Here is a 13,642-nt window from a genome sequence, read left to right on the forward strand (position 1 = left end):
AAGTCAAACCATCCAGCCGCAGGAGAATGAAAAATGGTGACCCCGGCGCGATTCGAACGCGCGGCCCTCAGATTAGGAATCTGATGCTCTATCCTGCTGAGCTACGGAGCCACTCGACGCCCCAATAACCAGCTTTGGCGGCCACGGCCAACCCCGTTTGCAAGGGACGGAGAGTCAATTGCATCGTTCGGGCGGCACGACCGGCAGCGGCAGCGGCGCGACGGCCACGCCCTCCTCGATCAGCGCCCTGGCTTCTTCGGCACTGGCCTGGCCGTGGATCGGGGCATGCGCCTCCTCCCCCAGATGCATTGCGCGCGCCTTGTCGGCAAAGGCCATGCCCACCCATTGCGAGCCTTCGAGCATTTTCGCCTGCACTTCGGCGAGCGCGGCCATCAACTGCTTGGGATCGGGTTTCGCAGGCGGTTGAATATCGCTGCGCCGGTTGCCCTTGGCCGCGACATTGGGCGCCATCACTGCCTTGTCGATCGCAGTGTCGCCGCACATCGGACAGGCGATCAGGGCGCGGGCGCGCTGGCTCTCATAGTCGGAACTCGACCCGAACCACGCCTCGAACACATGACCACCCCCGCATTTGAGGTCGAAGACGATCATGCGATCACGGCCACCGGCGGGATCGCGCGGCGATGGGCCAGCGCGGGGACACGCGAGCGCACATCGGCGACGCGCGCCGGATCGATCCCGGCAAAGCCCAGGCCCGCGCCCTCGCCCATGTCGAGCAGCACCTCGCCCCAGGGATCGATGGCGAGGCTGTGGCCATAGGTCGCCCGGCCATCCGCATGCTCGCCGGTCTGCGCCGCGGCGATGACATGCACGCCCGCCTCGATCGCCCGCGCACGCAGCAGCACATGCCAATGCGCCTGCCCGGTCGGGCGGGTGAAGGCGGCGGGCACCGCCAGCACGGTCGCGCCCGCATCGGTCAGTGCACGAAACAGGTCGGGGAAGCGCAGGTCGTAGCAGATGGCGAGGCCGAGCTTGCCCAACGGCGTTCCGACCACCGCCGCACCCGCTCCGGGGGCATAGGCATCGGATTCGCGCCAGCGCTCGCCGGTCGGCAGATCCACGTCGAACAGATGCAATTTGTCGTAGCGTGCGCGGATTTCTCCGCTGCCGTCGATCACGAAACCGCGATTGACGAAGCGTTCGTCGCCCTCACCCTTGAGCGCGAGCGATCCCAGATGCACCCAGACGCCATGCTTCGCCGCCGCTTCGCGCACCGCGGCGAGGACGCGATCTTCGCTCTCGACAAGGATATTCGCCGCCGCGCGCTCACGCTGGCGGTCCAACAGACCGGACATTTCCGGGGTGAAGAGCATCACCGCGCCGCCGGCCGCCGCCTTTGCGACGCCATCGACCAGGGTGGCGGCATTGGCGAGCGGATCGATTCCGCTCGTCATCTGCAGGATCGCAGCCTTCATCGGCCGAGCAGCACGTCCAGCCTGCCCTCGCGCTCCAGCGCAGCCAGATCGTCCGATCCGCCGATATGCGCGCCATCGATGAAGATCTGCGGCACGGTGGTGCGGCCATTCGCACGCTGGATCATCTCCTCGCGTTTTGGCCCGCCCATCGTCAGGTCGAATTCCTCGTAATCGGCGCCCTTACTGTCGAGCAGCGCCTTGGCCCGCGCGCAATAGCCGCAGAACGCCTTGGTATAGATTTCGATCTTTGCCATCGCATTCCGAGGTGAGAGCGCGGGCCGCGCTTGTCAATCTTCCGCGTCGGGATCGAGCACGCGCGCCCAGCACAGGATCGTCACCTGCGCGGCCCCCGCCCGCTTGAGCACACGCACACAGGCTTCGGTGGTGGCACCGCTGGTATGGACATCGTCGACCAGCACCACCGCCTTTCCCTTGAGCGCGTCACGCGCCCCGACGACGGCCGCGAAAGCCCCCGCCACCGCCTTTGTCCGCCCGCGCGCGCCCAGACCGCGCAGCACCGGCGTCGCCTTGACCCGGCGGAGCAGGTCCAGTTCGACCGGTACACCCGAATGCCGCGACAACTCGCGCGCGATCAGGGCCGCCTGATTGAACCCCCGTCCCCAGATGCGCCAGCGGTGCAACGGCACCGGCACGAGGAGTCCGGTGCCTTCAGGGATCAACCGCACCATCAGCCGCGCGGCCGTCGCGGCATAGGCGGTGCGGCCGCCATATTTGAGCCGGAGCGCGAGCGTACGCGCCGCGGGACCATAGGCGACCGCCGCGCGCACGCCATCATGCACCGGCGGCGCGGCAAGGCACTGGCCGCATTGTGCTTCCGGTCCGCGGTCATACTCGAAAGGCAGGTTGCAGGTGGCGCACCAGGGCGGCGCAATCAGCGTGAGCCCGGTCCAGCAGGCGACACAGAAACGATGATCGGCATCGACCACCTCCCCGCACCCCGGACAGCGTGGCGGGAGCGCGAGTGCGACGAGTTTGCGAACCGGTTCGGCTACCCCCATGACGCCCCCTATCCTGCTTGTCGCGCGCCGACGAACGCGGCACAAGCCGCCGCGTGACCGCCGCGACTCCTCCCGAAATCTTCGATCGCGCCCGCCGCCGTGCCCGCCGTGATCGCGCAGCCGCCCATTTTGCCGAGGCAGCCTTCATCCGCGACTGGATGCTGGAAGGGATATTGGAACGGCTCGATGCGGTGCGCCGCGACTTCGCCGACGTCCTCGACCTCGGCTGCTTCGACGGCAGCTTCACGCCCCCGCCCGCCGCGCGTGTGACCCGGCTCGATGCGGGCGCGCGCTTTGCGGCAATGGCCGGCGGTGTTCAGGGCGAGGAAGACCAGCCGCATTTCCCCGAAGCCAGCTTCGATCTCGTCATCGCCGCGGGCAGCCTCGATACGGTCAACGACCTGCCCGGCGCGCTCAGCCTCATCCGCCGCGCCCTGCGCCCCGACGGCTTGTTCCTCGGCGCCTTCCTGGGCGGTTCCACGCTCTCAACGCTCCGTTCCGTGCTGCTCGAGGCGGAGGCGGAGCGCCCCGCCGCGCGCGTGCATCCGCAAGTCGACGTGCGTGCGGCGGGCGATCTGCTGATGCGCGCGGGCTTTGCACTGCCCGTCGCCGACGTCGAGACGCTCAGCGTCCGCTATGCCAGCCTGTTCGACCTGGTGCGCGACCTGCGCGGCATGGCCGGCACCAGCCTGTTGCCGTCTTCGCCGCCGCTCAGCCGCGAGACGGTCGCACGCGCCGCCACGGGGTTCGCCGCGCGCGCCGATGCCGAGGGGCGCACCACCGAGCGGTTCGACACGATCTTCCTGACCGGCTGGGCACCCGATCCCTCGCAGCCACAGCCGGCCCGCCGCGGCTCGGCCACAACATCGCTGGCGGAAGCGCTGAAGTCCAAACCCTAGATCAGAGCTTCCAGCAACCCGATCAACGGCTTGTCCGCGGGCGGCATCTCCAGCCGGTGCAGCTCGAGCGGGCGCACCCATTTGAGCGCTGTCGCGTGGTGCGCCTGCGGCACCCCGCTCCATTTGCGCAGTGCATAGAGCAGCAGCAACAGATGGCGGTCGCCAAGCGACTCGCTGGCAAAGGTCGCCGGGGCGAGGCAGGCGCGTTCGACGCCGATCCCCAGCTCCTCTTCCAGCTCGCGGCACAGCGCCGCCTCGGGCAGTTCGCCGGGATCGACCTTCCCCCCCGGGAACTCCCAAAGCCCTGCCATCGGCTTGCCCGGCGGGCGTTGCTGAACCAGCACTCGGCCGTCGCCATCCACCAATGCGGCGGCAACGACCATCAGGAGCTCACGCGGCTTAACCTCCGAATCGGAGTGGCTGGGATCCGGCATCGACATTTCGTTAATCTTGTTTCCCTAGTTTCCAGTAATTCAACTTGAACGAGGTTGTGCGGATGCGCGTGCCGACAACAGTTTCCAGCCGTCTATTGCATTGCCGCCGCGCTGCAACCGCTGTTGAATACGGCCTTATCCTTGCGCTGATCGTTCTCGCGGTCATGGCTGCGCTCGTTGGACTCGCGGACGTCACAACCTCCATGTGGAGCAACGTCAGCGATGCTGTGCAAACCGCTCGATGATTTGACGCGACTCGGCGCGTCTAAGTCCTTTGTTAACTTCCCCCCCGTAATTTCCGTCCTTGCTGGACACGGGCCTTACCCGCGGACAGCCGGGTAACTGAAGCCAAGTGAACAGGATGGAGACCGGTATGAAGACGATCCGCAAGATTTTTGGCAACAAGAAGGGCGCGACCGCCATCGAGTACGGCCTGATCGCCGCTCTGATCGCCGTCGCCGCGATTGCCGCGATGCAGGGCCTGGGCAACCAGCTCAAGACCACCTTCGGCAACGTTTCGTCGAACATGAAGGCGTCGTAAGACCCTTCGTTCACACGAAAAAGAATTGGGCGGCGGACCATCGGTTCGCCGCCCTTTTCCTTTTGGGCCCGGAAGAAGACCGCGCCGGTCTGCGCCCGACAAAATCGAACCCGGCCCGGAAACTCAGGCCCGGCCCATCGCGAGGAACTTGGCGCGGCGGCTCTGGCGCAGCGAATCCGGGCTCTGTCCGGCAAGTTCCTTCAGCGCCGATTCGATGGCGTCGCCCAACGCATCGATCGCCGCATCGCGATCGCGATGCGCGCCACCCAGCGGCTCCGGCACGATCGTATCGATTACGCCCAGTTCCTTGAGATGCTGCGCGGTCACCTTCATCGCTTCGGCCGCCTCGGGCGCCTTGTCGGCGGTGCGCCACAGGATCGAGGCGCAGCCCTCGGGCGAGATCACCGAATAGACGGCGTGCTCCATCATCAGCACGCGATTGCCCGCAGCGAGCGCCACCGCGCCGCCCGAGCCGCCCTCGCCCAGGATCGACGCGACCAGCGGCACGCCGGCGTTGAGGCACGCCTCGGTCGAGCGGGCAATCGCCTCGGCCTGGCCGCGCTCCTCGGCCTCCATGCCCGGGAACGCGCCCGAGGTGTCGACCAAGGTGATCACGGGGATGCCGAACTTGTCGGCGAGCTCGACCAGGCGGATCGCCTTGCGGTAGCCTTCGGGCTTGCCCATGCCGAAATTGTGCTTGAGGCGGCTGGCGGTGTCGTCGCCCTTCTCGTGCCCGATCACCATCACGCGCTGCCCGCGGAAGCGGCCGAGCCCGCCCTGGATCGCGGCGTCGTCGGCAAAGGCGCGGTCGCCGCCCAAGGGCATGAAGTCGGTGATCAGCCGCGAGACATAATGCTTGAAATGCGGCCGCTCGGGGTGGCGCGCGACCAGGGTCTTCTGCCACGGGGTCAGCCGCGAATAAGCGTCGCGCAGGAACTTGTCCGACTTCGCCTGGAGCTTCGCGACTTCGGTGTCGATGTCGACCTCGCCGCCGGCCGCGGCGTCGCGCAGCTCGTCGATACGGGCCTGAAGCTCGGCAATCGGCTTCTCGAATTCGAGGAAAGTAGCCATCGGCGCGGCCCTATGCCCCCTCTTTGCTCACGTCAACGCGCGCTTTGACCTTGGGCTGGTCGGCGAGCGGATGCCGCTCGTTGACGAGCTGCACCAGCCGCGCGCTGTCGACATGGGTATAGATCTCGGTCGTCGCGATATCGGCATGGCCGAGCATCGCCTGCAGCGCGCGCAGATCCGCGCCGCCCTCGAGCAGATGGGTGGCGAAGGCGTGGCGCAACACGTGCGGGCTGATCCGGTCGGGCGGAATCCCGGCTTCGGCGGCGAGCGCGCGGATCATCTGATAGAGGCGCACGCGCGAGAGGTGACCCTTGCCCGACGGGAACAGCCACGGCCGCTGCGCATCGACATGCGCGCGCCATTCCGCGACGGCGGCGCGCGCGCGGTCGGAGAGCGGCACCAGCCGCTCGCGCCCGCCCTTGCCGCGCAGGATGAGGTAGGGCTTGTCGGGCTGCACCGCGTTGCGCTGCAGCGAGACCAGCTCGGTCGCGCGCAAGCCGGAGCCGTAGAGCAGCTCGACCAAGGCGAGCAGCCGGAGGTCGCGCGGGTCTCTGGGCTCGCGCGCGATCCGCGCCGCAATCGTGGCGAACAGGCGATCGACGTCGCCGCCCGACAGCGTCTTGGGCAGGCTCCGGCCGCTCCCCGGGCGCGGCAAGGCGCCGCCAGGGTCGTCGGCGCGTAACCCCTCGTCGGCGAGGAAGGCGAAGAAGCGGCGCAGCGCGGCGGACTTGCGCGCGACGGTGGCGCGGGAAAGGTCGCGCCATTCGTGCGCGAGCTTCTCGATCCCCGCGCGGTCGGCAGCCGCCAACCCGCCGGCCAGCGCTTCGGAGGCGAGCCGCAGGTCGGTGCCATAGGCGGCGATCGTGTTTCGCGAGGCGCCCGCTTCGGCCGCCATCATCTCGAGGAAGCGCTCGATCAGCGCGCGGTCGTCGTCCGGGCCGGCGCCGGTCAAAGCCGCGTGATCGCCTCGACGGCGATCATCCGCGCATAGTTGCCGAGCCCGACCCGCTCGAGCGCCCGGGTGATGTGATAGAGCGCCTCGGGCGAGACCCCCTCCCACGCCCGAGTCTGCATCCCCGCCGCGGCGAGCAGCACCACCGTGCCCGGCTCGCCGCGCTCGGCCGCGTCGCCGAGCGCGCGGGTCCAGGCATTGGCGGCCTCGAAATTCACCCCCGCGCTGCGCATCAGCTGCACGCCGTCGCCCTCGGCCACGCGCCCCGCGCCGGCCATCGCCGCCGCGTAGAGCGCGCGGTTGGCGCCGCCATAGGCGCCCGCGTCCCCCGCCGAGACCGGACGGCTCGACGGGTCGGCGAGCAGCAGCATCGCCCAGCCCTCGCTCCCGCGTGCCGCGACGTTGCGCCAGCGCATCGCCGCGCGATCGAACCCGGCGCTCAGCATCGACGCGATCAGCCGGTCGGCATCCTCGGCCAACGCGGCGTGGGGGGTGAGCCGAGCCGCCGCGCGCGCCGTCAGGAGCAGGCGGCTGTAGCGCGCGCCCGCGCTCTGCGGCTCGTCCCACAGGCTGCGCATCCGCTCGACGCGCTCCGCAGGGGTCGCCGCGGTGAAGGCGGCACGCAGGTCGCGCGCCACCGCCACTTCGGTGGTGGTCGCGTCCTCCTGCTCCTCGATTTCGCCATAGAGGTCGGTCAGCGCCTGGCTCGAGAACACGCCCTGGCTCGCCGCAGCCTCTGCCGCCGCGATGCGGTCGCGCCAGCCCAGCCCGGGCGCGGTCGCACGCCAGTAGTTCACCTGCAGGCCGACCGTGCCGTAGAGCTCGGCGGGCACCTCGGTCGCCGATGCCGTCGCCAGCCCCCAGCGCCACGCGCTGAGCTGGTCGACCGCGTCCCACTCGATCGTCACCGCGCGGCGGCCCGAAACGCCCATCCCGACCACCTTCTCGGCGAGCAGCAAGTCGATCGAATTGCCCATGCCGCGGCGCACGCGGTCGATCAGCGGCCCGGCCTTGTTGGGATCGCCCTCGAGCCCCGCGCACATCGCCTCGGCAAAGCGCCAGTTGCGGTCGGGGGCGGTGCGCAACGCGGGTACGACCATCGGGCACATCCCGCCCGGGTCGGCGGTCGCGAGCATCGCCTGCATGCCGACCTGGAACAGCTTGGGCGTGTAATTCTCGATATCGACCGACTGCACCATCGCGCGCGCGGCCTCGGCCTCACCCATGCGAATCAGCAGCCACGCGCGTTCGGCGGCGAAGTCCGCGCCGTTGAGGCCGGCCGGGGTATCGACTCGCGACAGCAGCGCGCGGCGCAGCGCGATCGACAGCCAGCGCGACGCGACCGGCGCGTCGAGCCGCCGCATCAGCGCCTCGAGAAAGCCGCCATCGGCGCGGCCGAAGGCATTGGCGGGCAGCCCATCGCTCGCGGGCGAGGACGGACCGACCTGCGAGAGCGAGCGCTTGGCGAAATCGGGCAGCTCGTAGCGCTGGATCACCGCATAATCGATCTCGCCCGGCACCCCGGTCGGAGTTGCGCCCGGCGTGGGCAGCGCAAGCGGGAGCGGCGCACCAGGCGCCGCCGTCGCAGTGCCGGTCGGCGCGGCGGCGGGCCGCGGCGCGCCCGGCTGCGCCGGCGCGGGGGCGGGAGCCGGCGCAGGCTCGGCGACCGGATCGTTGAAGCCGGGCGGCAGCAGCGATTCGGGGCGGTCCTGGCCCAGCGCGGGAATCCCGACGCCAGCCGCCAGCGCCACGCCGAACGCAGTCAGCGCGACGCTAGTTCGCGAGATTTTCAAGCGGCACGGCCTTTTCGACGGTCACCGGCTGCTTCTCGGTATCGCGCCCGGCGAGGAAGAACAGGCCGCCGATCAACAGGACGGCGACCACGATGATGATGACGAGCGAACGGGACATCGACCCCCTCAAAAAACGGGATATCAGTACAGGCGATCAGGCCTTTTGCCCGAGCGCGGCCCTCGCTGTATAGCCCCCGCGACCATGCTGCAAACTAGGGTGTGCATTCATATGCCGGAACGGCCTGGACGGAGCGAATTTTCGCGCAGGGCTAGGAGCGAGAAGGGAGCGATGGAGTTCCATCGTGACCGACGAGCGACGACGTCATGCGCGAAAATTCGCCCGCCGCTGCGCGGTCGCCCGGAGAAGCGCGCCTGCGTCGTCGCTCGCTTGCGCGTAGCTTCAGCTACGCGTCTGCGCCGCGCCCCTAGCAAGCGCGCTTCTCCGGGCGATCCAGGCCATTCCGGCATATGAATGCACACCCTTACCCCGCCCATCCGTCCCGCCCGATCGTGCTGATCGGCCTGATGGGCGTGGGCAAGACCACGGTCGGCCGACGCCTCGCCCAGCGGCTCCATTTGCCCTTCGTCGATGCCGATCACGAGATCGAGGAAGCCGCGGGGATGACCATCGCCGAGATCTTCGAGCGGTTCGGCGAGGACCATTTCCGCGACGGCGAGCGGCGCGTCATCGCGCGGCTGATCGACGGACGGCCCAAGGTCATCGCCACCGGCGGCGGCGCCTTCCTCAATGCCGAGACGCGCGCGCTGATCCTTGACCAGTCGACCGCGATCTGGCTGGACGCGGCGCCGCATGTCCTGGCCGAGCGCGTGTCCAAGCGCGACCATCGTCCGCTGCTTCGTGGAAAGGATCCGCTCAAGGTGCTCACCGAACTCGCCGCCGTCCGCAACCCGGTCTATGCGCTCGCGCCGATCCATGTGGTGAGCAAGTCCGCGCCGCACGACGCGACGGTCAATGCGATCGTCGAGGCGCTGCGCCAATGAGGGTGGTCCCGGTCGCGCTCGGCGCGCGCAGCTACGAGGTCCGGATCGCGAGCGGGCTGCTGGGCGACGCCGCCGCGCATCTCGCGCCGCTCGCGCGCAAGCGTCCGTTCGTGATCGTCACCGACGCCAATGTCGCGCCGCATGCGCAGCGGCTCGCCGCGGTGCTCGCCGCGGCCGATCTCGCGAGCGAGACGATCGTCCTGCCCGCCGGCGAGGGCACCAAGAGCTGGGCGCAGCTCGAGGCGTTGCTCGACCGGCTGCTCGATCTCGGCATCGAGCGCGGCGATCACGTCATCGCGCTCGGCGGCGGGGTGATCGGCGATCTGGTCGGCTTCGCCAGTGCGATCCTCAAGCGCGGCTGCAACTTCGTGCAGGTCCCGACGACCCTGCTCGCGCAGGTCGACAGCTCGGTCGGCGGCAAGACCGCGATCAACAGCCGCGCGGGCAAGAACCTGGTCGGAGCCTTTCACCAGCCGGCGCTGGTGCTGATCGACCCCGACCTGCTCGACACGTTGCCGCTGCGCGAACAGCGCGCCGGCTATGCCGAGGTGGTCAAGTACGGCCTGATCGACGACGCCGACTTCTTCGCCTGGTGCGAAGGCAATGGCGAGGCGCTGCTCGCCGGCGACCCCGACGCGCGCGCCTATGCCATCGCGCATTCGGTCGGCGCCAAGGCACGCATCGTCGGCGAGGACGAGCGCGAGACCACGGGGACGCGCGCCCTGCTCAACCTCGGCCATACCTTCGGCCATGCGCTGGAGGCCGAGACCGGATTCTCCGACAGACTGCTCCATGGCGAGGGTGTCGCGGCGGGGATGGCGCTGGCCTTCGCCTTCTCGGCGCGCCAGGGCCTGTGCCCGCAGGCGGACGCCGAGCGCGTCGCCGCGCATCTGGAGGCGAGCGGGCTGCCGCACGACCTCGCCAGCGCCGGCATCACCGCGAGCGGTGGGCGCCTCGTCGAGCATATGCTCCACGACAAGAAGATGGATGCGGGCACCCTGCCCTTCCTGCTCGCGCGCGGGATCGGCGCGACCTATCTCGACAGGCATGTCGACCTGGCCGAGGTCGCGGCGTTCCTCGACGAGCAACCGCGCCCTTGATCGTCACCCCAGCCTCGTAATTCGTCATTCCAGCGAAAGCTGGGATCTCCTGCCTTGAGCCGCTCGCTCGCGGCGAAAGACCCCAGCTTTCGCTGGAGTGACGGCATAGAAACGGCTCGGGGCGGAAGGCCTTCGCCTTCCGCCCCGCCCCCGTCCGCTCAGCGGAACCTTCAGGCTTCGAGCTGGCGCATCAGGCTGCGCACGGCGCCGTCGATCTCGCTGTCGGTGCCGCGCAGCTCCTCGATGCGGCGCACCGCGTGGATCACGGTCGAATGGTCGCGATTGCCGAACTTGCGGCCGATCTCGGGCAGCGAGCGCGTGGTCAGCCGCTTGGCGAGATACATCGCGATCTGGCGCGGCCGCGCGATCGCCACCGCACGGCGCTGCGATACGAGGTCGAGCTGCTTGACGTCGAAATGCGAGGACACCGCCTTCTGGATCTCGTCGATCGTGATGCGGCGCTGGCTGCCGCGCAGCGCCTCGCCGAGCACGCTCTCGGCGAACTCGATCGTCACCGCCTCGTCGTTGAGCTGGGCATAGGCGACGAGACGGTTAAGCGCGCCTTCGAGCTCGCGCACGCTGCTGCTGATCCGCGCGGCGAGCAGGTCGAGCACCTCGGCGGGCACCGACGCGCCCGGCATGTCCTCGAGCTTGCGGTCGAGGATCGCGCGGCGCAGGCCCAATTCGGCAGGCTTGATGTCGGCGGCGAGGCCGGCGCCGAGGCGCGAAGCCAGCCGCGCCTCGATCCCCTCGAGCGCGAGCGGGCTGCGATCGGCGGCGATGACGAGGCGCTTCCCCTCCCGCATGAACTCGTCGACGGTGTGGAAGAACTCCTCCTGAGTCGATTCCTTGCCCGCGATGAACTGCAGGTCGTCGATCATCAGCAGATCGACCCCGCGCAACCGCGCCTTGAACGAGAAGGTATCCTTCTCGCGCACCGCGCGGACGAACTCGAACATGAAACGCTCGGCCGGCATGTAGATCGCACTCGCCTCCGGGCATGCCTCGAGAAAGGCGTGGCCTATCGCGTGCATCAGGTGAGTCTTGCCCTGGCCGGTCGAGCTGTGGAGGTAGAGCGGGCTGAAGCGCGGCTTGCCCGGCTCGGCCAGCGCCTTGGCGGCGTTGAACGCGACGCGGTTGGACGCATCGACCACGAAGCGGTCGAAGGTGAAGCGCGAATCGAAGCGCGGGCGCTCGGCCGGCGAGGCCGCCTTCGCCGCGAGCGCAGGCACGGCCTCGGGCGCCGCCGATTCGACCGGCTCGGGCGCCAGCTCGCGGCTGTCGCGCGCCAGCGTCTCGATCGAGACGGTGCGCACCTCGGGCAACTGGGAACGGAATTCCATCAGCAGCCGCTCGGCGTAATGGCCCTTCACCCAATTGGTCATGAAGGGCGAAGGCAGGCCGAGGCGGACGGTTTCCGCATCGTCGCTGTCGATCAGGACGATGGGTTTCAGCCACTGGTCGAACAGCCGCTGGCCTGCGGAAAGCCGCAGATTGCCGCGCACGCGTGTCCAGGCCTTGGCTTGATCCATCCTTCACGCCCCTCTCGTTTCAGCCCGCCTATGCGAGCGGCACTTCCCCGATGCGGAAAGCGCCCCCTTTCCGCACGCCGATTTCGCTCAGGCAAAAGATCGCCGCAGCCGGAATCGCATCCGCACTGGCCCGTGACCTTCGCTGAATCCACGCGCGAGAACGTCGCGGCGGAAGGTCGTTTTAGGGACCATTTTTCGAGTCGATCAAGAGGGTGACGTGTAAAGAATCTGAAATAAGTAGGCTTGACTCGTGTGGTGCCCGGAAAACCGCGATTCAGCGATCAAGCAACTGAAATACTTAACATAATCGCGAACGTTACAAACGCGTGACGACGCGACTCGCGCGATTCTGCGGCTTACACAGGTTAGCATCCCTCAAGCGCTTGAAGGCGCAAGAAAAACCCCGCCGGGGTCTCCCGGCGGGGCTTGTAAACCTCTGAAATCGTGTAGGGTCAGGCGAGCGCGGCGATGCGCTTCGTCAGACGCGAGAACTTCCGCGACGCCGTATTCTTGTGCAGCACGCCCTTGGCCACGCCGCGCGCCAGTTCCGGCTGCATCGCCTTCAGCGCCGACTCGGCCGCCGACTTGTCGCCCGACTCGAGCGCGCTCTCGACCTTCTTGACGAAGGTGCGGATGCGGCTGACGCGCGCGCCGTTGACGTCGGCGCGGCGGGCGTTGCGGCGGATGCGCTTCTTGGCTTGCGGCGTGTTCGCCATGTAGATCTCGTTCCTGTTTTCGATGCGAAAAGAGGCGCAGAACCAGTGTCCCCGCCTCGGGAAAGCGCGCCCCTTAGCGAGGCACGGCGATTCGGTCAACCTAAACGCTGGTCTCGGAGTGATTGATAATCCTCCCCGCCAGAGAAGGTGTCAGCCGCAGGCTGACGGAGGGGGCGGATGCCAGAACACTGGCGATGCGCTTCCTCCCCCCTCCGTCACGCTTCGCGCCACCTCCCCCTCGCGGGGGAGGATTGGAACATCATCCACTCACTTCTGGCATCGGGGGCACCAGAAGGTCGAGCGCCCGCCCTCGGTGTAGCGCGCAACCGTGCCGCCGCATTCGCACGGCTCGCCCTCGCGGCCATAGACCTTGAACTGCTTCGAGAAATAGCCGAGCTCGCCGTCGGGCCGGGCATAGTCGCGCAAGCTCGACCCGCCGGCCTCGATCGCGGCCTCGAGCACCTCGTGCACCGCGTCGACCAGCCGCGTCAGCCGCGGCGTGGACACCGATCCGCCCGCGCGCTTGGGCGAGATGCGCGATTCGTACAGCGCTTCGCAGACATAGATGTTGCCGAGTCCCGCGACGATGCGCTGGTCGAGCAGCAGCAGCTTGATCGACGCGGTGCGGCCCGCAAGCATCGTCTTCAGATGGTCGGCGGTGAAGTGCGGGCCGAGTGGCTCGGGGCCGAGCGCCTTGAACGCGGGCCAGTCGCCGAGCTCAGAAGTCGGCACCAGGTCGACCGAGCCGAACCGCCGCGGATCGTTGAGCGCGATCGTGCGCCCCTCCTCGGTCTCGAGGATCAGATGGTCGTGCGGCAGCAGTTCCGACGGATCGACTCGCCAGCGCCCCGACATGCCGAGGTGGAAGATCATCGTATCGCCTCGATCGGTTTCGATCAGGCCATATTTGGCGCGCCGTCCGAGTCCGGTGACCGTCGCGCCGGTGAGCCGCTGGCCGAGATCCTCGGGCATCGGCCGGCGCAGGTCCGGCCGCCGCAGCTGCACCCGGCGGATGCGCCGGCCCTCCAGCACGGGGGCCAGGCCGCGTACGGTCGTCTCGACTTCGGGAAGCTCGGGCATCGCGGTCCTTGATTTTTTCCGGAGCTATGTTGGGTTTGCTCCGTTCACAAGCCTTGGCTAGAGCCGC

The 13,642-nt window shown here is 68.6% G+C and carries 17 protein-coding genes and 1 tRNA gene; 5 read left to right on the top strand and 13 right to left on the bottom strand.

What is annotated here, in order from left to right:
* Positions 1 to 34 precede the first annotated feature (34 nt).
* The 5 genes from ABDV68_RS06235 to ABDV68_RS06255 form a co-directional block, all read right to left on the bottom strand.
* Positions 35 to 111 (bottom strand) — tRNA-Arg (locus ABDV68_RS06235).
* Between the two features lie 63 nt (positions 112 to 174).
* Positions 175 to 612 (bottom strand): DUF1178 family protein, encoded by a 438-nt coding sequence (locus ABDV68_RS06240; protein WP_343518855.1) that lies wholly within the window; start codon positions 610 to 612, stop codon positions 175 to 177.
* A complete protein-coding gene (locus ABDV68_RS06245) occupies positions 609 to 1,436 on the bottom strand; it encodes a carbon-nitrogen hydrolase family protein (protein ID WP_343518857.1) in 828 nt (275 codons plus the stop codon). Before ABDV68_RS06245 ends, ABDV68_RS06240 begins: the two co-directional genes overlap by 4 nt.
* Positions 1,433 to 1,690, bottom strand: a complete 258-nt coding sequence (grxC, locus tag ABDV68_RS06250; protein WP_343518859.1) for a glutaredoxin 3 — start codon at positions 1,688 to 1,690, stop codon at positions 1,433 to 1,435. Before grxC ends, ABDV68_RS06245 begins: the two co-directional genes overlap by 4 nt.
* Positions 1,691 to 1,723: 33 nt before the next feature.
* Positions 1,724 to 2,455, bottom strand: coding sequence for a ComF family protein (locus ABDV68_RS06255; protein ID WP_343518860.1), 732 nt, complete (start codon positions 2,453 to 2,455; stop codon positions 1,724 to 1,726).
* Between the two features lie 53 nt (positions 2,456 to 2,508).
* Here ABDV68_RS06255 and ABDV68_RS06260 point away from each other — a divergent pair, with 53 nt between their 5' ends.
* Entirely contained in the window at positions 2,509 to 3,354 is an 846-nt protein-coding gene (locus ABDV68_RS06260; RefSeq protein WP_343518861.1) for a methyltransferase domain-containing protein, read from the top strand.
* Here the strand turns inward: ABDV68_RS06260 and ABDV68_RS06265 are convergent.
* Positions 3,351 to 3,794 (bottom strand): (deoxy)nucleoside triphosphate pyrophosphohydrolase, encoded by a 444-nt coding sequence (locus ABDV68_RS06265; RefSeq protein WP_343518862.1) that lies wholly within the window; start codon positions 3,792 to 3,794, stop codon positions 3,351 to 3,353. The genes ABDV68_RS06260 and ABDV68_RS06265 overlap by 4 nt on opposite strands.
* 56 nt (positions 3,795 to 3,850) lie before the next feature.
* Here ABDV68_RS06265 and ABDV68_RS06270 point away from each other — a divergent pair, with 56 nt between their 5' ends.
* Both ABDV68_RS06270 and ABDV68_RS06275 read left to right on the top strand, forming a co-directional pair.
* A complete protein-coding gene (locus ABDV68_RS06270; RefSeq protein ID WP_343518912.1) occupies positions 3,851 to 4,033 on the top strand; it encodes a Flp family type IVb pilin in 183 nt (60 codons plus the stop codon).
* 128 nt (positions 4,034 to 4,161) lie between these two features.
* On the top strand, positions 4,162 to 4,329 hold the full coding sequence (locus tag ABDV68_RS06275; protein ID WP_343518863.1) for a Flp family type IVb pilin: 168 nt from the start codon (positions 4,162 to 4,164) through the stop codon (positions 4,327 to 4,329).
* A gap of 123 nt (positions 4,330 to 4,452) precedes the next feature.
* On the opposite strand, the gene ABDV68_RS06280 is transcribed toward ABDV68_RS06275, so the two are convergent.
* The 4 genes from ABDV68_RS06280 to ABDV68_RS06295 are packed head-to-tail and all read right to left on the bottom strand — an operon-like array spanning position 4,453 to position 8,263.
* Positions 4,453 to 5,400, bottom strand: coding sequence for an acetyl-CoA carboxylase carboxyltransferase subunit alpha (locus ABDV68_RS06280; RefSeq protein WP_343518864.1), 948 nt, complete (start codon positions 5,398 to 5,400; stop codon positions 4,453 to 4,455).
* Between the two features lie 10 nt (positions 5,401 to 5,410).
* Positions 5,411 to 6,352, bottom strand: a complete 942-nt coding sequence (locus ABDV68_RS06285) for a tyrosine recombinase (RefSeq protein WP_343518865.1) — start codon at positions 6,350 to 6,352, stop codon at positions 5,411 to 5,413.
* Positions 6,349 to 8,145 carry a hypothetical protein gene (locus ABDV68_RS06290; RefSeq protein ID WP_343518866.1) on the bottom strand — a complete coding sequence of 599 codons (1,797 nt, stop codon included), beginning with the start codon at positions 8,143 to 8,145 and terminating at the stop codon, positions 6,349 to 6,351. Before ABDV68_RS06290 ends, ABDV68_RS06285 begins: the two co-directional genes overlap by 4 nt.
* A complete protein-coding gene (locus ABDV68_RS06295; protein WP_265118676.1) occupies positions 8,126 to 8,263 on the bottom strand; it encodes a hypothetical protein in 138 nt (45 codons plus the stop codon). The genes ABDV68_RS06290 and ABDV68_RS06295 overlap by 20 nt, the downstream gene beginning before the upstream one ends.
* Before the next feature lie 350 nt (positions 8,264 to 8,613).
* Here ABDV68_RS06295 and ABDV68_RS06300 point away from each other — a divergent pair, with 350 nt between their 5' ends.
* Both ABDV68_RS06300 and aroB read left to right on the top strand, forming a co-directional pair.
* Positions 8,614 to 9,147, top strand: a complete 534-nt coding sequence (locus ABDV68_RS06300) for a shikimate kinase (RefSeq protein ID WP_343518867.1) — start codon at positions 8,614 to 8,616, stop codon at positions 9,145 to 9,147.
* Positions 9,144 to 10,247, top strand: a complete 1,104-nt coding sequence (gene aroB / locus ABDV68_RS06305; protein ID WP_343518868.1) for a 3-dehydroquinate synthase — start codon at positions 9,144 to 9,146, stop codon at positions 10,245 to 10,247. The genes ABDV68_RS06300 and aroB overlap by 4 nt, the downstream gene beginning before the upstream one ends.
* 170 nt (positions 10,248 to 10,417) lie before the next feature.
* On the opposite strand, the gene dnaA is transcribed toward aroB, so the two are convergent.
* The 3 genes from dnaA to mutM form a co-directional block, all read right to left on the bottom strand.
* Positions 10,418 to 11,779 carry a chromosomal replication initiator protein DnaA gene (dnaA, locus tag ABDV68_RS06310; RefSeq protein WP_343518869.1) on the bottom strand — a complete coding sequence of 454 codons (1,362 nt, stop codon included), beginning with the start codon at positions 11,777 to 11,779 and terminating at the stop codon, positions 10,418 to 10,420.
* Between the two features lie 452 nt (positions 11,780 to 12,231).
* Positions 12,232 to 12,495 (bottom strand): 30S ribosomal protein S20, encoded by a 264-nt coding sequence (rpsT, locus tag ABDV68_RS06315; protein ID WP_343518913.1) that lies wholly within the window; start codon positions 12,493 to 12,495, stop codon positions 12,232 to 12,234.
* Positions 12,496 to 12,762: 267 nt separating this feature from the next.
* On the bottom strand, positions 12,763 to 13,575 hold the full coding sequence (gene mutM, locus ABDV68_RS06320) for a bifunctional DNA-formamidopyrimidine glycosylase/DNA-(apurinic or apyrimidinic site) lyase (RefSeq protein WP_343518870.1): 813 nt from the start codon (positions 13,573 to 13,575) through the stop codon (positions 12,763 to 12,765).
* Positions 13,576 to 13,642 lie beyond the last annotated feature (67 nt).

The sequence above is a fragment of the Sphingomonas sp. genome (assembly GCF_039595165.1).
Lineage (GTDB): Bacteria > Pseudomonadota > Alphaproteobacteria > Sphingomonadales > Sphingomonadaceae > Sphingomonas.

Coding starts and splice junctions, on each gene's coding strand:
- ABDV68_RS06240 (WP_343518855.1), bottom strand. CDS start 612: ATGATCGTCTTCGACCTCAAATGCGGGGGTGGTCATGTGTTCGAGGCG.
- ABDV68_RS06245 (WP_343518857.1), bottom strand. CDS start 1,436: ATGAAGGCTGCGATCCTGCAGATGACGAGCGGAATCGATCCGCTCGCC.
- grxC (WP_343518859.1), bottom strand. CDS start 1,690: ATGGCAAAGATCGAAATCTATACCAAGGCGTTCTGCGGCTATTGCGCG.
- ABDV68_RS06255 (WP_343518860.1), bottom strand. CDS start 2,455: ATGGGGGTAGCCGAACCGGTTCGCAAACTCGTCGCACTCGCGCTCCCG.
- ABDV68_RS06265 (WP_343518862.1), bottom strand. CDS start 3,794: ATGTCGATGCCGGATCCCAGCCACTCCGATTCGGAGGTTAAGCCGCGT.
- ABDV68_RS06270 (WP_343518912.1), top strand. CDS start 3,851: ATGCGCGTGCCGACAACAGTTTCCAGCCGTCTATTGCATTGCCGCCGC.
- ABDV68_RS06275 (WP_343518863.1), top strand. CDS start 4,162: ATGAAGACGATCCGCAAGATTTTTGGCAACAAGAAGGGCGCGACCGCC.
- ABDV68_RS06280 (WP_343518864.1), bottom strand. CDS start 5,400: ATGGCTACTTTCCTCGAATTCGAGAAGCCGATTGCCGAGCTTCAGGCC.
- ABDV68_RS06295 (WP_265118676.1), bottom strand. CDS start 8,263: ATGTCCCGTTCGCTCGTCATCATCATCGTGGTCGCCGTCCTGTTGATC.
- ABDV68_RS06300 (WP_343518867.1), top strand. CDS start 8,614: ATGAATGCACACCCTTACCCCGCCCATCCGTCCCGCCCGATCGTGCTG.
- aroB (WP_343518868.1), top strand. CDS start 9,144: ATGAGGGTGGTCCCGGTCGCGCTCGGCGCGCGCAGCTACGAGGTCCGG.
- dnaA (WP_343518869.1), bottom strand. CDS start 11,779: ATGGATCAAGCCAAGGCCTGGACACGCGTGCGCGGCAATCTGCGGCTT.
- rpsT (WP_343518913.1), bottom strand. CDS start 12,495: ATGGCGAACACGCCGCAAGCCAAGAAGCGCATCCGCCGCAACGCCCGC.
- mutM (WP_343518870.1), bottom strand. CDS start 13,575: ATGCCCGAGCTTCCCGAAGTCGAGACGACCGTACGCGGCCTGGCCCCC.